This is a genomic window from Streptomyces sp. MST-110588, assembly GCF_022695595.1.
Classification (GTDB): domain Bacteria; phylum Actinomycetota; class Actinomycetes; order Streptomycetales; family Streptomycetaceae; genus Streptomyces.
In genome coordinates, this window is sequence record NZ_CP074380.1 from 7,168,974 (window position 1) to 7,190,058 (window position 21,085).

The following is a 21,085-nucleotide window of genomic DNA, read 5'->3' on the forward strand; positions in this document are numbered from 1 at the left end:
GTGGCCCGGTACGGGGGTCCGGGCTGCCCGTGGGACGGGGCGGTACCGGTCCGTACGCCGGTGCCGTCCCGCCCCGCCCCGCCCTGCCTCGTACGGTGGTGCCGCTGCTTCGCCTCGTACGCCGGTGCCGCCGCTTCGGCGCGTACGTCGTACCGATCCGTAACCGGTCCTGGCGCCACCCCGCAAGCCCGTCACCCACCCACCCCGCCCGGCAGTTGGAGCGCCCGCCGCGTCTAGAGTCGTGATCCATGCAGAACTCCACCCCGCCCGGCACCGACGCGCCGCTCGCGCCGACCGACACCACCCCCCTCCTGGACGACCCGTACGCCGCCTACGCGGCGCTGCGCGAGGCCGGGCCCGTGCACCGGATCACCGGCCCCGACGGACACCCCGCCTGGCTGGTCACCCGTTACGACGACGTACGCCGGGCGCTGGCCGATCCGCGGCTCTCCCTGGACAAGCGCAACGCCCTCCCGGGCGGCTACCGGGGCTTCTCGCTGCCCCCGGCCCTGGACGCCAACCTGCTCAACATGGACCCGCCGGACCACACCCGGATACGCCGGCTGGTGGCGAAGGCGTTCACGCCGCGGCGGGTCGAGGCGCTGCGTGAGCCCGTACGGCGGCTCGCCGAGGAACTGCTGGACGCGATCGAGCCGAACGGCCGGGCCGATCTGATCTCCGCCTACGCCGCCCCGCTGTCGATCATCGTGATCTGCGACCTCCTGGGTGTCGCCGAGCGTGACCGGGTCGACTTCCGGGCCTGGTCCGACGCGCTGATCACGCCGGATCCCAGTCGGCCGCACCTGATGAAGGAGGCGATCGTGGCCATGATGGGCTACTTCACCGGCCTCATCGCGGCCAAGCGCGCGGAGCCCGGTGACGATCTGCTCTCCGACCTGATCGCGGTCCGCGGCGAGGCGGGGGAGCGCGGTGACGCGTCGGGCGACGGCGGGAGTGCGACCGGCGCGACCGGCGCGACCGGTGCGGACCGGCTGTCCGAGGACGAGCTGACCTCGTTGGCCTTCCTCCTCCTCTTCGCCGGGTACGAGAACACCACCCACCTCATCGGCAACTCCGTCCTCGCCCTGCTGGACCACCCCGACCAGCTCCGCGAGATGCGTGGGAATCCGGCCGAACTCGGCCCGGCCGTCGAGGAGTTCGCCCGTTTCGACGGTCCCTCCGCGCTGGCGATCCGGCGGTTCCCGCTCAAGGACGTGGAGATCGGCGGCGTACGGATTCCGGCAGGGGAGAGCGTGCTGCTCTCGCTGACCTCCGCCAATCACGACCCGGACCGCTTCGACGCCCCGCAGAAGCTGGACCCCGCCCGCGAGGTCTCCGGTCACCTCATGTTCGGGCACGGCATCCACTACTGCCTGGGCGCGCCACTGGCCCGGATGGAGACCGAGACCGCCCTCGCCGCGCTCATCAGCCGGTTCGCGGGGCTGCGGCTGGAGGTGCCGCGCGCGGAACTGCGGCATCGGCGGACGATCCGCGCACGTGGCCTGATCTCGCTCCCCGTGGCCTGGTAATCCAGAAGCGAACAAGTTTTTGAGGCATAACCGTTCCCGCGTGCGGTACAAAAGGTCGTGAGACCCGTCCGGTGTGCATCCCCCGTCGCACCGGGCGGGTCGCTCCGTTCCGGTGCCCCGCGCCCCCTCTTCCTTCCTTCCGCACCCTTCCTCCACCGTCTGGCGTAGGTCCCTGAGCGAGTGGCGCCGGGCGTACCTAGCGTTGAGCGCATGGCATATGACGCCCTGTGGGCCAGGAAAGCCGGTGTGCTGGCGACCGTCGCCGCGGCCGGGCTGATGACGACCGGTACGGCGCTCGCGCCCATACCGGCGGCGGCCCGCCCGCACACCGCGGCGGTGGTGACCGTCCCCGGGGCCCCGGCGCTGCCCGATGCGTCCCTGACGGCCCAGTCGTGGGCCGTGATGGACGTCGAGACGGGACGGACCATGGCGGGCCGGGACATGCACCGGCGGCTCGCGCCGGCCAGCACCCTCAAGACCCTGTTCGCCGTCACCGTGCTGCCGAAGTTCCCGCAGACCACCGTCCACCGGGTGGCCGCCGCGGACCTGGCGGGCATCGGGGCGGGCAGCAGCGTGGTCGGCGTACAGGAAGGCAAGCAGTACAAGGTCGCCGACCTGTGGCGCGGCGTCTTCCTGCGCTCCGGCAACGACGCGGTACGCGTACTGGCGTCGATGAACGGCGGCTGGGCCGCCACCGCCAAGGAGATGCAGGCCAAGGCGCGGGCGCTGGGAGCCGGTGACACCCAGGTGAAGTCCCCGGACGGCTATGACACGCCCGGCCAGGTGTCCTCGGCGTACGACCTGAACCTGTTCGGCCGCGCCGGGCTGGCCAACGCCGACTTCGCGCGCTACTGCGGCACCGCGTCGGCGCAGTTCCCCGGCGACGGCGGGAGCACGACCGAGATCCAGAACACCAACCGGATGCTCAGCGGCACCGACGGGGTGCCGCGCTACCCGGGGATCATCGGGGTGAAGAACGGCTACACCACCAACGCGGGCAACACCCTGGTCGCCGCCGCCCGGCGGAACGGGCACACGATCCTGGTCACCGTGATGAACCCGCGGTCGGGGGTGCCCAACGCCGTCTACAGCGAGGCGCGTTCCCTGCTGGACTGGGGCTTCTCCGCCGTGGGCAGCCCCCAGTCGGGACAGGCCGGCGCGCCGGCCGGCCGCGGCTTTCACGCCGGCCCCGGCGGGGACGGGGCGGCCGGGCTGCCGCCGGTCACCGCCGAGGTGGGGGAGAGCGCTCCGCTGTCGGGCGGCGCGCTGTGGGCGGGCGGCGGTGCCGTACTGTTCACGGCGGGGACGACGCTGGCCTGGCGGCGGCGGTCGCGGGCCCGGCCGCGCGGGCGCGGAGCGGGTTCCGGCGCGGGTTCCGGTGCCGGCGCCGGTGTCGTACGGGGGCCGGGCGGGCCGCGGTAGCACCGAGTAGCATCACTCGACGGGTCACGGTCACGGCCGGCTCGGGCCGCGGGCGGTGAGTCGGGTACCGCGGACAGTCCACAAAACGGCGGGGATGGGGACGGCGTGAGCGAACCGGCGACGACGTGCAACTCGATCGGCGGCGGTGCCCGCGTCGAGACGGCCATCATGACGGGCGTCGTACATCACCTGACGGTCAATCAGTTCCAGGGTGAGGCAGCGGCGTACATCCCCGCCGCGGTACCGCGCCAGGCGCTGCCACCGACCGAAAGCTTCACCAACCGCGGTCCCGAACGGCGTACCGTCGTCCGCGGCACCGAAGCCGGCCCGCGCCGCCACCGGCCGCTGGTCATCAACATCAGCGGTGCCGGCGGCATCGGCAAGACGGAACTCGGCAGGATGTGCGCCCATGACCTCGGGCCGCGGTACCCGGACGGCACCTTATGCGTGGAGTTCGGCCGGTGGCGCAGGGACGGCCTGGTCGAGATCGGTGACGTCCTGGCGTACCTGCTCGAAGGGCTGGGGGTGGACCGCCGGGTGATCCCGGCCACGGCCGCGGGCCGGGCCGCCCTCTACACCTCCCGTACCGCCGGCCGCCGGCTGCTGCTCGTCCTGGACGACGCCCGCGAGGCGGACGACCTGACGTCGCTGATGCCCGCGTCGGCGCAGAGCGTCGTGCTGGTGCTCAGTCATCACCGGCTCACCGAACTGTTCGACGAGGCCGTGATCCCGGTCCCGCTGGGCCCGCTGGGGCCCGAGCACTCCCGGCATCTGCTGTCCGCGCTGGTGTCGGAGGACCGGATGGCCCGGGAACCGGAAGCCGCGGCGGAGCTGGTGCGGCTGTGCGCCGGGATGCCGGGCGCGCTGCGCGCCGCGGGCCGTCGGCTCCGCGAGCGTCCGCACCGGCCGGTCTCCCTCCTGGTGGACGAGTTGCGCGAGGCCGCCAACCGGCTGGACGGGTTCGCCTCGCGGGGCAGGAACGTGATGGAAGCGCTGTGGGACGGGGTGTACGAGGAACTGCCGCCCACGGCGGCGCGGCTGTACCGGCTGCTGGCCGGTCACCCGGGCCCGGACTGCACGGTGGCCTCGGCGGCTGCGCTGCTCGGGCCGGATGCGGGCGACGCGGAGGAGGCGCTGGAGGAACTGGTGCGCGCCGGCCTGCTGGAGTGTGCACGCTCCGCATCCCGCTCCCACTCCGGCTCCCCCTCCCGTTCGCAGGGGTCCTCCTCCCGTTCGTTGGACGATCGTGTCCGTGACCGCTACTTCTTCCTGGAGCTGCTGCGGCTGCACGCCGAGCGGCGAGCGGCGGAAGACGGACCGGACGACGGTCCCGGCGACGGTCCGGGTGACGGCACGGGCGACGGCGCGCAGGACGGGCCGGCCGCCGGTTGGCTGCGGGTGGCCAGGTGGTACGGCCGGCAGGCGGCCCGCGCCGAGCGGGTGATCAAGCCCGACCGGCTGCGGATCGCCGCCCTGCCGCCGGTGCACGCGGCGCCCGGGCCCGACCTCGACTTCCGCGGCGCCGCGGCGGCCACCGACTGGCTGGAGCGGGAGCGGCACGCCCTGTTCGACTGTGCGGAGCGGGCGGCCCAGGACGGCCAGGTGGACCTGGCCTGCTCCCTGGCCGAGTCCCTGGACATCCTGTTCGAGAGCCACCGCCACTACGACGATTCCGCGCGGGTGCTGCGGGCGGTGATCGAGGCGGTCGTGCGGTCCGGGCACCGGGACGCCGAGGCGTGGATGCGCTGCCTTTACGCGCGGGTGCTGTGGGAGCTGGAGCGTTACGACCGGGCGGCGGAACAGATCGAGGGCGCCTTCGCCGCCGTACGGGGCTCGGCCAACCGGCGCCTGGAAGCCGCGGTGTGGGAGCGGGCCGGCAAACTGCACCGGGAGCGCGGCGAGCCGGACCGCGCCGAGGAGCACTTCCGGCGGGCACTGGCCCTCAACGAGGAGATCGGCAACCGGCGCGGCGAGATGATTCAGCTCTACCTCATCGCGGGCCTGCGGACCCGTTCCGGAGCCGCGGCGGAGGCCGTGGTCCTGCTGGACCGGGCGGCTGCCATCGCCCGGGGCGAGAGCACGGGTACGGACGACGCCGGCAGGGACGGGGCCGGCAGGGACGGCACCGGTACCCCGCCCGACGAACGGATGCAGGGCCGGATCGCCCATGCGGCCGGTCTGGCCAGGCTGGCGCTGGGGGAGCGGGAGGCGGCGCGGGAATGCCTTCGTACGGCGCTGGAGGTGGCGCTGCGGCGCGGCGCGGACTTCGATGAGGCGCTGACCCGTGAGGCACTGGCGGAACTGGCACGGGACCCGGCCGAAGCCGCGGAGCACCGGGCCCGGGCCCGGCAGATCTACGCGGCGGCGGCCGGGATGGTCGTGCCGGACCAAGGGCAGGGCGGCCCGGGCGGCACCGGCGAGGCGGGCGGGACGTCGGCCGGGGCGGGCGGGAACGCGGGCTCAGGGGGATGAGGCGGGCTCCGGCCCGGCGGGCAGGACCTGGAGCGTACGGCTGCCGCAGACCACCGCGAACGGCGCCGTGAGGCCGTCGGCGTCCGTCGCGCGCAGCCATTCGTAGAGCGCGGAGGCGACCAGCGCACCGTCCACGGCATCCACCGGACCGCCGTCGGCGCGCCGATCACCGCCGTCGTCGCGAACACCGTCGCTGTCGCGAGCACCGTCGTCATCGCGGTCGAACCGCACCGCGACGGGCGGCCGGTCCCGGCGGAAGAGGGTCAGCCGGCCGCGCTCGTCCCCGCTCGCCACCGCGCGGCAGGACGGGTGGGCGGCGAACAGCCCGGCGGCGCGCCCGGGTTCCGCCTCGGCCCCGGACGCCGGCCACGGCGCGGCGCGGCTCAGCAGCACCGCCGCGTTCTGCGCGGCACGCAGGTCCTCGCCGCCGTCCGCGTCGGCGACCAGATGCGTCCGCGTGCCGCCGCCCCGCCGCCCCCGCCGGGCGGCCAGGACACCGGCGTACCGGACGGCGGTGTATCGGACGGCGGCTCGCAGTCGCGCGGTGCCAACTCCCGTACGGAGACGGGGAAGCGCTCCAGGCGGACGGTGCCGGGCGTGACCCGCGCCCGTACGAGCAGTGCCGAGGCCGTCTCCCGCGCGGGGCGGGGCACGGGCGGCGCCGGCGGCACGGCCTCGCCCGGCGGCTCGCTCAGCTCCAGCATCCCGTACAGCAGCGTACGCAGCGCCCCCGTCGAGCCGCCCACCAGCGAAAAGGCCCGGTCGCAGGCGCGTTGCAGACTGCCCGGCTTGTGGTCGGCGACGACGCCTTCCACCTGGCCGCGCAGGGGGAGCGCCGGGTCGAGCCGGGGCGCCAGGGCCGCGAGGTCGGTGAGCGGGCTGCCCGCCACCACCTCGCCGTCCCCGGTGCCGGTCAGCAGCACCGGCCGGTCCAGGGCGGCGGCGTACAGCGCGAGAGAACCGTGATCGGCCACCACACAGTCGGCGGCGACCAGCGCGGCGCGCCAGCCCTCCTCGGGCGGCAGCAGCACCAGCCCCGCGGCCAGTTCACCGGCGAGCCAGTGGCGTATCTGCCACTCGCCGTGCCGCGCCCAGACGTTGGGGTGCAGCACCAGCGCCACGCGGTGGTCGTCGTACGGCAGCTCCGCGAGCAGCCGGCCCGGAAGATCGGTCAGCACGCCGTACAAGGAGCGCGGGCCCCAGGTGGAGGCGACCACGGTCAGCCGCCGGCCGGGCCGTACGCCGAACGCCGCCCGGTACCGCTCCCGCCACCGCACCCCGGCGAGCATCCGGTCCAGACACGGGTCGCCGATGATCCGCGCCCGGGGGAGCGCCTTGGGGCAGGCGGTGGCGAGCCGCGTCATCTGGTCCGGGTGGGCCAGGCCGATGGCGGCGGCGGTGACCCGGCCCCGGTGCTCCAACTGGCGGGCGGACAGGCCCGAGGCGTCCGGTTCGTCGCCGGAGCCGCGCCGGCCGCCCGCCAGCCGCTTGTTGAAACCGGCGCCGTGCGGGACCAGGACCAGCGGTGCGCGCAGACGGTGCAGGGGGCCGTTGGGGCTGGCGGCCAGGGCCAGGTTGAAACGGGTGCGCACGGCCTGGGACCACGGGAGGTGTACGGTGCCGAGCCGGTCGAGGGCGGCGGGCAGCCGGCCGCCGAAGTCCGAGCCGGGGACGACGGTGAAGGCCAGCTCGACGCGCGGGTCACCGGCGAAGACCGGCAGGACGTCGAGTATGCGGTGCAGTGTCGTCTCGGTGCGGACGGCGACCAGGACGGTGCGGTGGCTGCGTATGGTGGCGGACCGGTCGAGCGGGCGGCCACGGGGCGGTCGCGGACTCACCTCGGGGGCCGGGCCCGCCGCGGCGCGCACGCGTCAGCCGGTGTCCGGTGTCCGGTGTCCGGTGTCCGGTGTCCGGTGTCCGGTGTAACAAGGGTCTGATTGTAGTGGTGCGTGCGTATCGGCCGCGCCGTTATCGCGATTTCGCCCGCACGGCATCCCCGCGCCGACCGAACCCCTGGCAAAACGTACCCTCCCCGACCCTTTCCGGCCGCTTTCCTTGCCTTCCCCTGCCTTCCCGCGCCTTCGCTTCCGACCGCGCGGCGACCGCGCGGCGTGATGCTACCCCTCGCCCGGCGCTCCGCCGCCCACGGGATGCCGGCCGGCGGCCTCGGTGCGCAGGAGCCGGGGAGCATTCCCGGCGGCCGACACCGGGCCGCCCGGTCCCTGCGAACCACCCGGAGCGCCCGAGCCGCCCGGACCGCCCAGCCGTCCCGCCAAGTGCCGCGCCCAGCCCGTCAGCCCCGCGATGTCGATGCCGTACGGACCGGCCTCCCCGTACGGACCGGCCTCCCCATCCGGACCGGCGTCCCCGTACGGAGCGATGGCGTCGGCCCCCCTGAGCAGCAGCGCCGCCCCGCCGGCCGCGTTGCCCGGGCGGCATGCGTCAGGCCCACGGCGAGCTGGGCCAGCCCGCGCCACAGTTGCCGCTCGGGTTCCGAAGCCGCCTTCCAGGCGTCCTCCAGGACTTCGTGCGCATGGAAGGGCATCCCCGCGTCGAGCAGCCGCTGCGCTTCGGCGAGCGACTGTGCCGGGGTGCGCGGCACGCCTTCGGGCTGCCGGGCGACGCCCGGAGCGCCGTACGGCAGCGGACGGCCCAGACCGTCGCGCGGCCGGGCGTTGCGGGCCCGCCCCTGCGGGTCACGGTCCCGCCGACGCCGCGTACCCGCTCCGCCCCCGGACCGTCCTGCCCGTTGTCGCGGTCCGGGCCGTTCTGCCCGTTGTCGCGGCTGCTGTCGCGTTGCGTTGCGTCCACCCCTCGATTGTGCGCCGGGGCGCGGACGCTCAGCACGCCGGCACCGGCGAGGAGCCGCCCGGCACCCGCAGGGACGCGGCACCGGAGCCTCCGGCCCGCACACCGACCGGACCGGCTCGCGGATTCCGTACAGCGCGCCGGTGGACCAACGACGCTGTTCTGTATGGCCCGGCCGTTGACCCGGTTCGGGAAAATGTGAAGTCCCGTCTGCAGCAGGCAGATTTCGATGAGCGGAATAGTACATGCCGGGGGTTGCGAGCGTATCCTGCTTCCCGATGCGTGACTCTGAGCCGCAGCCGTCGGAGGGTGCCGGATCATTCCGCTCCGTGCGCCTCGAGGTAGGGGGAATCTCGATGAATGCGCAATCTCTGTTGCATGAATTACGTGACACCGAATACTTGGACGGAATCGATGTGGGTGCCTATCTCGATCTGACCCGCGAGCAGCACCCACAGCTGTACGCGGAACTCGACTTCGGCCGGGACGGCGCCCGGGAGGCCTTGAAGTCACTGGCCCAGGTGTTCAACGAGTTCGAGACCGACGACCGGGAGAACGGCCGTGGGGATTCCTATCGTCGAGCTCAGAAGCACATCGCCGTCCGGATGACGGGAATCCGTCGGCTTTTCGAGCTGGCCGGTGGGGTGAAGGACGTGCGGGACCTGTCTCCCACATGGCGCACGCTGGACCTGCTCGCGGGCGACGGGCTGCTCACACGCGCCCTGCGGGTGCTGGCGCCGCAGGTGCGCGACGGGGTGATCAGCAGCGACATCGCGCGCACGATGGTGACCGCGGCGCTGAGCGCGGGCCTGCCCGCGATCCGGCAGGACGCCCGGTTCCTCTTCATGCGGGACGCCGCCATGGACGCCGTCATCCTGGCCTACGGAAGCCACCACGTGCCGTCGGACGACCGCACCACGGTGTTCCTGGAGGCCGCGCGGGTGCTGAGGCCGGGCGGGCGGTTCGTCGTCCACGACTTCGAAGAGGGCTCGCCCTCGGCGCGCTGGTTCTCCGAAGCCGTCCACCGGCACTCCGCGGCCGGCCACCCCTATCGGCACTTCACGGCGGAAGAGCTGCGCGAGGGCTTCGGTGCGGCCGGGCTCCGCGACATTCGCGTCCACCGTGTCTACGACCCCTTCATCATGGGGGCGGCCACACGCGAGGACGCCGTCGGGGAACTCGCCGATTACCTGCACGACATGTACGGCCTGTGCGGTCTCGACCACGGCGACGCGACACGGGAATCGGTGCGGGCGCGGGTGTGGCAACTCTGCGAGGAATGTTTCCGCTTCGGCCCCGACGATGGTGGCGCCGACCGCACCGACGCGTGGCTACGAACTCCCGCCGTCCACCGAGTGGGTGGACAGTGGGTCGCGGAGATTCCACGCATCGCGCTCGTCGGAGTGGGCGAGAAATAACCCTCCGATCGCACGCAGGGAAAGCAAAGAAAAGTCTGGACAGGAAAGCAGGGGGACTCGGAAGATGTGTGGAATTGCCGTGGAATTACGGTCACATACGCCGGGAGAAGTGACCGTCGCGCGTATCGAGAAAATGCTCGCGGAGATCGTGCACCGCGGCAATCCGGAGAACTCGGGCGGGGTCCGCGGGCTGCCGGGAGCGGCTCTGGGCTGCAACCGGCTGGCCATCGTGGACCGGGAGTCTGCGGTCCAGCCGATGTGCGACAGCACCGGCAACCTGTGGGTCGCGTTCAACGGGGAGATCTACAACCACGCCGCCCTGCGACGCGAACTGCGCCGCCTCGGCCACACCGTCCGTACCGGCTCGGACACCGAGGTCCTGCTGCACGGATACCGGGAGTGGGGCCATGACCTGCCCGCACGTCTGGACGGCATGTTCGCCTTCGTGGTGTACGACGTCGCCCGACGCCAATTCTTCGCGGCCCGCGACCGGTTCGGGGTCAAGCCGCTCTACCGGGCCACGGACGGCGACGCGGAGTACTTCGCGTCGGAGATGAAGTGCTTCCTCCCCTTCGGACTGACGCCCGAGGTCTTCCCGCCCGGCCACTGGACGGACGGCAGCACCACGGTCCGCTACCACGAGGAGCCCGAACGGCCACCGACCGGGACGGACAGCACGCTGGTCGCGGACTTCGGGCACCTGCTGGACGAGGCCGTTCGTAAACGGGTGAACACGGATCTGCCGATCGGCGTCATCTACAGCGGCGGTCTGGACAGTGCCTCCGTGCTGGCCCTGGCGGCACGGCACCATCCCGACGTCACCGCCATTTCGGTCGGCTTTCCCGGCTCGCCCGATCTCGCGTTCGCCATCAGGTCCTGCGCGGACCTCGGCATCCGCCACGTGGTGCGGTACCTGACCCTCGACGGTCTGGTGCGGGATCTGCCCAAGCGGGTCCGGGAGGCCGAGACGTTCGAAACGGTCGACATCATGGACGCCTCCGTCATGGCACCCGCCTTCGAGGTCGCCGCCGAACTCGGTCTCAGGGTCGCCCTGGTAGGCGATGGGAGCGACGAACTGCTGGCCGGCTACGACCTCTTCCGGGAGCACCCCGACCCGGTGGAACTCATGCGGTACCGGGTCGGGAACCTGCACCGTACCGATCTGCAGCGGGTCGACCGGGTGTCGATGCACCGCACCGTCGAGGCCCGGGTGCCCTTCCTGGACCGCGACCTCGCCGATTTCGCCTGGTGGCTGCCGATGGACGTCAAGTACCGCGACGGCACCGAGAAATGGATCCTGCGGGAAGCCATGGACGGCATCCTCCCGCCGTACCTCGCCCGACGTCCCAAGATCCGGATGCCCGAAGGCACCGGCCTGCTCTACCAGTTGCTGGAGCACGTCAAGGGGCAGTGGCCCGGCCGTGCCCCCGGCCGGGACCCGGAGCTGCGGCGCCGGATCGGCCTGGACCAGCCGGACGCCGCGTACCTCCTGGAGCTGTATCTGGACCAGGGCTATCCGCCGCCCCGCAGCCGTCATAAGCGGCCCGGCTGGGACTTCGCCCCCCACGGCTACTTCACCTTCCCGGGCGCCCGGGGCCGGTGAACCGGTTCCGGCACCTGCCGAGGAAGCCCGCCGAGGAAGCCGGTTGAGGAAGCTGGACGAGGAAGCACGAAGAGGAAAGGGACGACCACATGGGGGATTCAACGGTGCTGCTGGTGTACGCCCGGGGCGGGCCGCCACCGAGCGATGCCATACCGAAGGTCGCGGCCACCACGGACCGCCTTCACCTGCTGCTCCTGGACCCACTGCCGCTCCCGGCGGTCGCCCCGGCGGCCCGGTGCTGCACCTCGGTCACCGACCTCACCGTCGGCCGCCCGGAACCGGGTGAACTGATCGACACGATCGTCGCCCTGGCCCGCCGCACCGCGGCTGACGCGGTGCTGACCTTCTCGGAGTTCGCGCTGCTCGCCGTCGCGGAGGCCGCCGAGCGGCTCGGCCTGCGCGGACCCGGCCCGGGTGCGACCAGGGCCCGCAGCAAGCGCCTCATGCGGCGCGCCTGGGCGGACGCGGGCCTGCCCGTACCCCGCTTCCGCTACGTCGACTCGCTCACCGACCTGGAACGGGCCTGGGCCGAACTGGACCCGCCCGTGCTGCTGAAGTCGGCGTGGGGCGCCGGGTCGATCGGCCAGACCGTACTGGAACGGAGGACTCAACTGGCCGGTGCGTGGAGCCACATGCTCGGGGCGCTGACGGCGGCGAGGGCCCGTGGCATGAGCGAGCTGAAGGCCGGCGAGGCCGGCCACGAACTCATCGTGGAAGAACTCATCCCGGCCACCACCGAGTCCTGGTACGACGGATCCGGCTACGGCGACTACCTCAGCGTCGAGGGAATGGTCGTCGACGGCGTCCACCACCCGGTGTGCGTCACCGGGAGGCTGCCTACGGCGCCGGACTTCACCGAACTGGGGAACATGGCACCCTGCGTGCTTCCCGAGGCACTTCAGCACACGGTGTCCGACCTGTCGCGGCGGGCGGTCGACGCCCTCGGCCTGGGGACCTGCGGTACCCACACCGAGATCAAACTGATGGCGGACCGCCGTCTGTGCCTGCTGGAGACCGCGGCCCGGTTCGGCGGCCTGCTGCTCACCCAGCAGATCGAGGCCATCTACGGTGTGGACCTGGTCGGTGCGCTCACCCGGGCGCACCTCGGACAGGACCCGGGCCTGCCGGACGGCCTGCTGACCGGCCCCGGCCGCTGCGCGGCCGGCTCGGTCAACGTCCTTGCGACCGACGCCCGGGGCCGGCCGTGGACGACCCGGCCGGTCTTCGTCCCCGAGGCGGTGGACTGGGACCGCCTGTTGTCCCCCGGCAGCAGGATCCGGGTGGCACCCGATTTCACGGTCCCCTCCGGTACCCTGCTGCACCATTACCGGACCGGCCACGGTTCCCTGAACCTGGCGGGTGTCCTCCTGCTCACGGCGCCCACCCCCCAGGTTCTGCTGCGCGATGCCTACACGGTCCTCAACGGTCTCGAAAAGGCCCTGGCGGGCGCCGCCCTCGCTCATGACTGACCGGCCCCGGCCGCACACCACGCCGGGCCGCCGTGCCCCCGGTCCTTCGCGCGCCGGGGTCACGACGACCTGGCGCGAGGCCCCGCCCGCGGCCCGCGCCCTGATCGGCGGCATGTTCGTCAGCCGGCTCGGCGGGTTCGTCCAGGTGTTCATCGTCCTCTACCTGACCGGCCTGGGGTTCTCCGCGACGCAGGTGAGCCTGACGCTCGCCGCGTACGGCACGGGCTCGGTGGTGGGAGTCCTCGCGGGCGGCCGGCTGTGCGATCACATCGGCGGGCACGCCACCATCGTCGGGTCCATGGTGGTGTGCTCGGCGCTGCTGCCCGCTGTTCCGTACACGAGCAACTTCACCGTGCTGCTGCTCGTCCTCGCCCTCCAGGCAGCCGCCGGGCAGGCCTACCGCCCGGCCGCGGCCGACCTGCTGAGCCGGATGCTGCCGGCCGACCGGCACGTCATGATCTTCGCGATGTACCGCTTGGCGATCAACCTCGGCGCCGCGGCGGCCCCGCTGCTGGGCGCGGTACTCATCGCCCAATCGTATGAACTCCTGTTCTTCACGGAGGCGGCCGTCGGCCTGGTCTACGCGGCCGTCGTCGCCCGTTGCGTGCCCAGGCAAGGACGCCGGGAACCAGCGGCCCGTGCCCGCCCGGGCCCGCGCGCACGCGGCTACCGTCCGCTCCTCGCCGACCGCCGCTATCTGCTCCTGCTGTTCGCGATGCTCATCAGCACCCTGGTCTACGTCCAGTACCTATCCGCCCTGCCGCTCGCCGTACACGACCAGGGCCTGTCCACCACGGTCTACGCGGTGCTCATCACGGTCAACGGGCTCACCGTCGTCGCCTTCGAACTCCCGGTCACCCGCTTCACCCAGCGGTGCCGCGTGCGGCCGGTGGCCGCCGTGGGAACGGCACTGACCTGCCTGGGGATGACGCTGTACGGACCGTCCTGGGGCATCGCCGGACTGGTGGTCGCGACCCTGATGTGGTCCTTCGGGGAAGCCGTGTCGGCTCCTACCCTGTTCCTGGCCTACCCGGCCAGGGCGGGCCCGCCGGATCTGCGGGGCCGCTATCTGGGCGCGGCGAGTGCGATGTACGGCCTCGGAGCCACCGCGGGCCCGGTTCTCGCGGTCGCCGGCTGGAACCTGCTCGGCCGTTCCCTGTGGTGGTGGTCGGCCGTCGCCGGGCTGATGGCCGTACCCGCCGCATGGGCAGGTGTACGGCCCGGCGCACACGGCGACGGCTCACGTCCGGCCGTCGGCCCCTGAACCGGCCGACCGGAACCGTTCGGCCGAGGCTGCCGCGCAGGGCGTCGGCTTGGCGCCCGGTGCGGAACAGCCCGTGCTTGGTGCGCATTCATTGCGCATCCTCGACCTGGGTGTCGTAGAAGCAGAAGTGGTCCTTGATCCCCGCCACTTCGGGTTTCGGCTCGGGATAGGCCCACGCCACGTCCTCCGGGCCGCCGGGCAGCGACCAGTAGGAGGCGTCGCCCTTGAAGGGGCAGTGGGTGCGGGTCGGTGAGGGGGTCAGCAGCTCGGTGCGTACGTCCTCGGGCGGGAGGTAGTAGCGCACGGGCAGCCCGGTCTCGTGCAGCAGCAGCGGGCGACGGCTCTCGGCCAGCACCTGCCCGTCCCGCTCCACGCGGACATGCGCGCTGCCCTGCTCAACGGTGATGCGGTGTCCCAACGGGGGCATGTCCGTTCCTTTCGTCCTGGCGAAGTGGCGGTCATGATAGGCCGCCGGGCCCCTTCCGGCGACCGGGCGCCGGACCGCTCCGCCTTCACGGCGGTCCTCCGGCCAAGGACAGCCCGAAGTCATGATGAATGTGGCAAAGTGACGATATGGCTGACCGGGGAGCGAAGCCGCCCGCCGCGTCGCCGCCGGACGACTGGCCCGCTCACCCGGACCTGATGCTGGCCCTCAACGGCATGGGCGGCTTCGACTGGGACCTCGACAGCGGGCTCCTGCACATGGACGACTCCGCTCTCAAGGTCTTCGACCTGACGCCGGAGGAGTACGACTCCCGCCCGGCGACCCTGTCCTGCCGTCTGCCGCCGGACGAGGGGGCCCGCCTGGACGCCCTGGTCTCTCGCGCCCTGAAGGACGGCAGCACCTCCTACGGCGGCTCCTTCCGTATCCGGCTGCGGGACGGCACGCCGCGCCGGGTCCACACCCGCGCCAGCATCCGCCGCGACGGCACCGGCCGCCCGCACCGCATCATCGGCGTCATACAGGACGCCGACCAGGAATACGACCAGGAGTATGGCCAAGAATCCGATCATGAGCACGGCCAGGAACACGAGCACGGAGACGACCGGGCCGCGCGTCTCCCGGCGGTCGTCGAGGAGGCCCCGCGCCACACCGGCGTCGTAGAACGCACCACGGCCGCCCTGGCCCATGCCCGCACCGTCCACGACGTCATCGCCGTGCTCGGCGACGCCCAGGGACTGAGCAGGCTGGGCGCGCAGAACGTGATCGTCGGCCTGGTCGAGGCGGGCCGCATCCGCCTGGTCTCCGAAGGCCGGGCGGGCAGCTTCGTCCCTGACCACGAGCTGACCCGCGTCGATGACGAGTTCCCGATGAGCGAAGTGGTACGCACCCTCGCCCCGCGCTTCGTCCGCTCCCGCCAGGAGTTCGCCACCCACTACCCCCGGCTGTGGCCGCACGTCGAGCCCCTGGACATCGGCTCCGCCGCGTATCTGCCGCTGATCGCCCAGGCCCGGCCCATCGGCGTGATCGGCCTCTTCTACCAGGACGAGCACCCCTTCGGCGCCCAGGAACGCAGCCTGCTCATCGCGCTGGGCTCCGGCATCGCGCAGAGTCTGGCCCGCGCCATGCTCTACGACCAGGAGCACGACCTCGCCGAGGGCCTCCAGCAGGCGATGCTGCCCCGCCGTATCCCGGGCGTCCCCGGCGCCCAGATCGCGGTCCGCTACCACTCCGCGCGCCTCGGCCGGGACATCGGCGGCGACTGGTACGACGTGATCCCGCTGCCCGCCGGAAGGGTCGCGGCGGTCATCGGAGACGTACAGGGCCACGACACCCAGGCCGCGGCCGTCATGGGGCAACTGAGAATCGTGCTGCGCGCCTACGCCACCGAGGGCCACGCGCCCGCCACCGTCATGGCCCGCGCCTCCGCCTTCCTGCGTGAACTGGACACCGACCGCTTCGCCACCTGCACCTACGCCGACGCCGACCTGACCACCGGCGCCGTACGGTTCGTACGGGCCGGGCACATCGACCCGCTGCTGCGCCACGCCGAAGGCATCTGCCGCCGGCTGCCGGTGGCCGGCGGACTGCCTCTGGGACTCTCCGCCGAGTTCGCCCATCTGGACTACCCGGTCACCACCGTCCACCTCACGGCCGGTGACACCCTGCTGCTGTTCACCGACGGCCTGGTGGAACAGCCCGGCACCGACCTGGACGACGGGATGCGGCAGCTCGCCAGGGAAGTACGGGAAGGCCCGCAGGACGTCCAGCGGCTGGCCGACCGGCTGTGCGAGTCGGCGGCGCAGCGGTCCGCCGGGGACGACATGGCCCTGCTGCTCCTGCGCCGCAGCGGCACACCCCCGCGGCCGGCCACCGGGCGCTTCCAGCAGCAGGTGGCACCCGCCGACCCCGAGGCGCTCTCCGCCGCCCGCCAGATGGTCCGCACGGCCGTACGGTCCTGGGGCGCCCGGGAACGGTCCGAGGAGATCGAACTGGTCGCCCACGAACTGATCACCAACGCACTGCTGCACACCGACGGGGCGGCCACGGTGGCGGTCAGCATGCCGCCCGGCGCCGAGCGGCGGCTGCGCCTGGAGGTCGAGGACTGCTCCAGCACCCTGCCCCGGCGCCGGGAGCCGGGCGAGGCGGGGGTGTCGGGGCGCGGGATGCTGCTGGTGGACCGGCTGGCCGATGTGTGGGGTGTGGAGCCACGCGGCACCGGAAAGTGCGTATGGTGCGAGTTCGCCTGCCCGTGACGGGGTGACTGGTGCCCGTGACGGGGTGGCTGCCCGGGAGCGGGACGGGCCTGCGTGTACGGGCTCCGAAGAACCGGCCAACTGCCGGTGACCATACCGCCGCTGGTGCGGACGGTGATAGAGGTAGAGGGTGCAGAGGGTGCAACAGCACCACAGCACACCACCGCAACGCACTACTGAGACACACCACCACCGCACCGCACGAGAACGGCATCGGGCGTCGGGGGCCGGGCCGGGCGCACCCCGGCGCCGGCCGCCGGCACGGCGAAGTGAGGACGAGCGCTATGGGATCGGGGCCTGCCGAGCAGGAGGACCACGCCCGCCGGGCGACGGCGCGGCTGGACGCCGAGGGCGTCCGGACCATCGCCCTGACCTGGGTCGACAACGCGGGCATCGTACGCGTCAAGACCGTCCCGACGCCGCGTCTGGCGCAGGTCGTCCACAGCGGCGTCGGCATGTCGCCCATCTTCGATGTGTACACCTCCGACGACATCGTCGCGGCCTCCGCGCACCTGGGCGGCCCCGACGGCGACCTGCGCCTGTTCCCCGACCTGGACCGGCTCACCGTGCTCGCCGCGCAGCCCGGCTGGGCCTGGGCGCCGGTCGACCGCTACGACCAGCTCGGCACCCCGCACCCCGCCTGCCAGCGGCAGTTCGCGCGCCGGATGGCGGACCGGGCCGCCGCCGAGGGCCTGGAGATGCGGATGGGGTTCGAGACCGAGTGGGTGGTCGTGCGCGACCCGGCCGCCGTGGCGCCCGGCGGGTTCGCAGGGGCCGGGGGCGTGGGCGGGCCCGCATGGCCGGACGGCACCGGCGGGGCCGCCGTCCCCGGTTCCTCCGAAGTGCTGCACTACCCCTGCGCCGGTCCCGCGTACGGCATGACCCGCGTGGTGGAACTCTCCGACTACCTCCGCGATGTCGCCGAGGCGCTGGCCGTACAGGGCATCGAAGTGCTCCAGCTCCACCCCGAATACTCCCCTGGCCAGTTCGAGATCTCCACCGCCCCCGCCGACCCCGTACGGGCCGCCGACGACCTGGTCCTGGTGCGCGAGACCATCCGGGCCGTCTCCCAACGCCACGGTCTGCGGGCCTGCTTCGCCCCCACGGCCGTGGCCGGACAGGTCGGCAACGGCTGCCATCTCCACCTGAGCCTGCGGCGCGAGGGCCGCAGCCTGCACCGTGACCCGGACGCGCGGTGGGGACTGGCGCCCGACGCCGTACGGTTCCTCGGCGGCATCCTGGACTCGCTGCCCGCGCTGCTCGCCGTCGGCGCTCCCTCACCCGCCAGTTACCTGCGGCTGGTGCCCTCGCAGTGGGCAGGCGCGTACCGGTGCTGGGGCGTGGAGAACCGGGAGGCCGCCCTGCGCCTGGTCACCGGCTCCCCCGCCGACCCGGAAGGCGGCAACGCCGAGATCAAGTGCTTCGACGCGGCTGCCAATCCCTATCTCCTCATCGGCACGGTCATCGCCGCCGGACTGCACGGCATCACCTCCGGCGGACAGCTCCCGCCTCCGGTCACCGGCGACCCGGGCGCCCTGGGCGTACGGGAGCGTGCCCGGCGCGGCATCACCCGGCTGCCCGTCTCGCTCACCGAGGCCGCCGACCACCTGGAAGGGGCCGCGCCACTTCTCGAGGCGCTGGGGGAGGTGCTGTACGGCGCCGTCATGGCCGTACGAAGGGCGGAGGCCGCGCAGTTCGCCGAGAGCGACCCCGAGGAGATCACCGCCGCGTTCCGCTGGCGGTACTGATGCCCGGACACCCGCCCACTCCCGCCCCGGAATCATCCCTCCTGTCCCTCACGTCTCTCTCGCCCCTCCCGCCCCTGGTGGATCACCACTGCCACGGCGTGCTCCGGGGCGAGCCGGACCGCGCCACGTTCGAGGCGCTGCTCACCGAATCGGATCGCCCGCCCGCCGCCGGAACGTCCTTCTTCGACACCCAGACCGGGTTCGCCGTCCGCCGCTGGTGCCCGCCGCTGCTCGGGCTGCCGGCCCACTGTCCGCCCGAGGACTACCTCGCCCGCCGGCGCGAACTGGGCCCGGCACGCACCCGTGAACTCCTGCTGCGCGCCACCGGCATCGGTACCTACCTCCTGGACACCGGCCTGCCCGGCGACCTCACCGGGGTGGCGGAGACGGCCGAGGCCGGCGGCGCCGCCGGCCACGAGGTCGTCCGCCTGGAATGGCTGGCGGAACGCCTGGGACGGCGCATGGCGGACGGCATGCGGCCAACGGGGGAGGGCCGGGCAGCCCCGGTCACAGCGCCAGCTCCAGTCACAGCGCCAGCCCCGGCATCAGCCCCAGCCACGGCCGCGGCGGAGTTCACGGCCGCCCTCGCCGACGCCGTACGGGACGCGGCGCGCGACGCCGTAGCGTTCAAGTCGGTGGCCGCCTACCGCCACGGGCTGGCCCTGGCCCCCGAACCACCCGCCCCCGACGCCGTCCTGACCGCCGCCCGCACCTGGCTCGCCGCCGGCGCCCCGCGGCTGACCGACCCCGTACTCCTGCGTCACCTCCTGTGGCTGGCCGTCGCCACCGGCCGCCCCCTCCAACTGCACACCGGCTTCGGCGATCCCGACCTGCGTCTGGACCACGCCGACCCGGCGCTGCTCACCGGCTTCGTACGGGCCACCGCCGACACCGGCACCGACCTGGTCCTGCTGCACTGCTACCCGTACCACCGACAGGCCGCCTACCTGGCGAACGTCTTCCCGCACGTCTACGCCGACATCGGCCTGACCCTGACCCACACCGGCCCGCGCGCCGCATCCGTACTCGCCGAGTTCCTCGAACTCGCCCCCTTCGGCAAGCTGCTGTTCTCCACCGACGCCTACGGCCTGCCCGAGCTGTACGTCGTGGGCAGCGCCCTGTTCCGTACGGCCCTGGACGCCGTCCTGACCGGATGGGCCCGCTCCGGCGCCTGGTCCACCGCCGACGCCGGCCGCGTCGCGGCCCTGATCGCCGCCGGCAACTCCCGCCGTGTGTACGACCTGCCGGAACCCTGACCGCCCGGCCCCCTTCACCGACGGCAGCCACCGCACCCCCACCCACCGGGCGCCGGTCCCCGGTAAGGACCACCACGTACTCTTGTGCTTTACTGCCCCGTGCCTCCTGCCATATCCACTCCCCTTCCACACCCACCCACCCGGCCCCCACTGCGGTCCCGCATCTTCGCCGACATCACCCCCCTGCGCAGCTCCGTGCACTACCGGCGCCTGTGGTTCGGCAACACCATCTCCTGGGTGGGGCAGCAGATGACCGCCCTGGCGGTCTCGTTGCAGGTCTACGCCATCACCGGGTCGACCTTCTCCGTCGGGCTGGTCGGCCTGTGCTCGCTGGTCCCGCTGATCGTCTTCGGGCTGTACGGCGGCGCCGTAGCCGACACCGTCGACCGCCGCAAGCTGGGCCTGGCCAGCGCCGCGGGCGCGACCTCGATGTCGGTGGTGCTGGCCGCCGCCGCGCTCGCGGGCTTCCACCAGGTCTGGCTGCTCTACACGGTCGTCGCCCTCCAGGCCGTCTGCTTCGCCATGAACTCGCCGGCCCGCAGTTCGATGATCCCGCGGCTGCTGCCCGCCGAGCAGTTGCCCGCGGCCAACGCCCTCGGCTCCCTCACCAGCAACCTCGGCCTGATGGGCGGCCCCATGCTGGGCGGCGTCATCGTGGGCCTGTGGGGCTACCAGGCCGCGTACCTGATCGACGTCCTCGCCTTCACCGCCTCGCTGTACGCGATGTGGCGGCTGCCGTCCATGCGGCCCGACCAGGAGGAGGGCGCACGCAAGCGGGCCTCCGTCCTGGACGGCCTGCGCTTCCTGGCCACCCGCCCCAACGTACGCATGACCTTCTTCACCGACCTCGCGGCCATGGTGCTGGCCCAGCCGCGGGCCCTGTTCCCCGCGGTCGCCGCACTGTGGTTCGGCGGCGACGCCAAAACGGTGGGTCTGCTCGTCGCGGCCCCGGCCGTCGGCGCCGTACTGGGCGGCCTGTTCTCCGGCTGGCTCGGCGGCATCCGGCGGCACGGCCTGGCCATCCTGCTGTCCGTCGCGGCCTGGGGTGCGGCCGTCGCCGCCTTCGGACTGGCCCACCACCTGTGGCTGGGCCTGTTCTTCCTGGCCGTCGCCGGGTGCGCCGACACCGTCTCGATGGTCTTCCGCAGCACCATGCTCCAGGCCGCGACACCGGACCACATGCGCGGACGCCTCCAGGGCGTCTTCATCGTGGTGGTCGCGGGCGGACCGCGCCTGGGCGACTTCCTCACCGGCTCCGCGGCCGACCTGACCTCCCCCACGACGGCGATCATCGCCGGCGGCCTGGCCTGCGTCCTGACCGTTACCCTCCTGGGTCTGACCTCCCGCGGCTTCCTCCGCTACGACGCCCGCGACCCCCAGCCGTAACGACCGGCCCGGC

14 protein-coding genes and 1 pseudogene are annotated in these 21,085 nt (G+C 73.1%); 11 read left to right on the plus strand and 4 right to left on the minus strand.

Annotated features, from left to right (window positions below; genetic code table 11):
- Positions 1-248: 248 nt before the first annotated feature.
- From KGS77_RS31340 to KGS77_RS31350, 3 genes are all read left to right on the plus strand, one after another.
- Positions 249-1,529, plus strand: coding sequence for a cytochrome P450 (locus KGS77_RS31340; RefSeq protein ID WP_242586506.1), 1,281 nt, complete (start codon positions 249-251; stop codon positions 1,527-1,529).
- Positions 1,530-1,739: 210 nt separating this feature from the next.
- Positions 1,740-2,951 (plus strand): D-alanyl-D-alanine carboxypeptidase, encoded by a 1,212-nt coding sequence (locus KGS77_RS31345; RefSeq protein ID WP_242586508.1) that lies wholly within the window; start codon positions 1,740-1,742, stop codon positions 2,949-2,951.
- A gap of 105 nt (positions 2,952-3,056) precedes the next feature.
- Positions 3,057-5,423: a tetratricopeptide repeat protein gene (locus KGS77_RS31350; protein WP_242586509.1), complete on the plus strand. Its 2,367-nt coding sequence runs from the start codon at positions 3,057-3,059 to the stop codon at positions 5,421-5,423.
- Here the strand turns inward: KGS77_RS31350 and KGS77_RS31355 are convergent.
- The 3 genes and pseudogenes from KGS77_RS31355 to KGS77_RS31365 form a co-directional block, all read right to left on the minus strand.
- Positions 5,412-5,816 (minus strand): hypothetical protein, encoded by a 405-nt coding sequence (locus tag KGS77_RS31355; protein ID WP_242586511.1) that lies wholly within the window; start codon positions 5,814-5,816, stop codon positions 5,412-5,414. The two genes, KGS77_RS31350 and KGS77_RS31355, sit on opposite strands and share 12 nt — an antisense overlap.
- Complete coding sequence (locus tag KGS77_RS31360) at positions 5,807-7,291, minus strand: translation initiation factor 2 (RefSeq protein WP_242586514.1); 1,485 nt, start codon at positions 7,289-7,291, stop codon at positions 5,807-5,809. The genes KGS77_RS31355 and KGS77_RS31360 overlap by 10 nt, the downstream gene beginning before the upstream one ends.
- 249 nt (positions 7,292-7,540) lie before the next feature.
- Positions 7,541-8,079: pseudogene (locus KGS77_RS31365) on the minus strand (DUF309 domain-containing protein).
- A 481-nt stretch (positions 8,080-8,560) separates the two neighbouring features.
- Here KGS77_RS31365 and KGS77_RS31370 point away from each other — a divergent pair.
- The 4 genes from KGS77_RS31370 to KGS77_RS31385 all read left to right on the plus strand — a co-directional run bounded on the left by KGS77_RS31370 (position 8,561) and on the right by KGS77_RS31385 (position 13,985).
- A complete protein-coding gene (locus tag KGS77_RS31370) occupies positions 8,561-9,649 on the plus strand; it encodes a class I SAM-dependent methyltransferase (protein WP_242586515.1) in 1,089 nt (362 codons plus the stop codon).
- Between the two features lie 109 nt (positions 9,650-9,758).
- The gene (locus KGS77_RS31375) at positions 9,759-11,252 is read left to right on the plus strand and encodes an asparagine synthase-related protein (protein ID WP_242586517.1); all 1,494 of its coding nucleotides are present in this window, start codon (positions 9,759-9,761) and stop codon (positions 11,250-11,252) included.
- A gap of 89 nt (positions 11,253-11,341) precedes the next feature.
- Positions 11,342-12,721, plus strand: a complete 1,380-nt coding sequence (locus KGS77_RS31380; protein WP_242586519.1) for an ATP-grasp domain-containing protein — start codon at positions 11,342-11,344, stop codon at positions 12,719-12,721.
- Complete coding sequence (locus KGS77_RS31385) at positions 12,714-13,985, plus strand: MFS transporter (RefSeq protein ID WP_242586521.1); 1,272 nt, start codon at positions 12,714-12,716, stop codon at positions 13,983-13,985. Before KGS77_RS31380 ends, KGS77_RS31385 begins: the two co-directional genes overlap by 8 nt.
- Before the next feature lie 88 nt (positions 13,986-14,073).
- On the opposite strand, the gene KGS77_RS31390 is transcribed toward KGS77_RS31385, so the two are convergent.
- Positions 14,074-14,412 carry a DUF427 domain-containing protein gene (locus KGS77_RS31390; protein WP_242586523.1) on the minus strand — a complete coding sequence of 113 codons (339 nt, stop codon included), beginning with the start codon at positions 14,410-14,412 and terminating at the stop codon, positions 14,074-14,076.
- Between the two features lie 146 nt (positions 14,413-14,558).
- On the opposite strand from KGS77_RS31390, the gene KGS77_RS31395 reads away from it, so the two are divergent.
- The 4 genes from KGS77_RS31395 to KGS77_RS31410 all read left to right on the plus strand — a co-directional run bounded on the left by KGS77_RS31395 (position 14,559) and on the right by KGS77_RS31410 (position 21,072).
- Complete coding sequence (locus KGS77_RS31395; protein WP_242586525.1) at positions 14,559-16,682, plus strand: SpoIIE family protein phosphatase; 2,124 nt, start codon at positions 14,559-14,561, stop codon at positions 16,680-16,682.
- A gap of 284 nt (positions 16,683-16,966) precedes the next feature.
- Positions 16,967-18,430 carry a glutamine synthetase family protein gene (locus KGS77_RS31400; protein ID WP_242586527.1) on the plus strand — a complete coding sequence of 488 codons (1,464 nt, stop codon included), beginning with the start codon at positions 16,967-16,969 and terminating at the stop codon, positions 18,428-18,430.
- On the plus strand, positions 18,430-19,686 hold the full coding sequence (locus tag KGS77_RS31405) for an amidohydrolase family protein (RefSeq protein ID WP_242586529.1): 1,257 nt from the start codon (positions 18,430-18,432) through the stop codon (positions 19,684-19,686). The genes KGS77_RS31400 and KGS77_RS31405 overlap by 1 nt, the downstream gene beginning before the upstream one ends.
- Before the next feature lie 99 nt (positions 19,687-19,785).
- Complete coding sequence (locus KGS77_RS31410; protein WP_242586531.1) at positions 19,786-21,072, plus strand: MFS transporter; 1,287 nt, start codon at positions 19,786-19,788, stop codon at positions 21,070-21,072.
- The last annotated feature ends 13 nt before the right edge of the window (positions 21,073-21,085 follow it).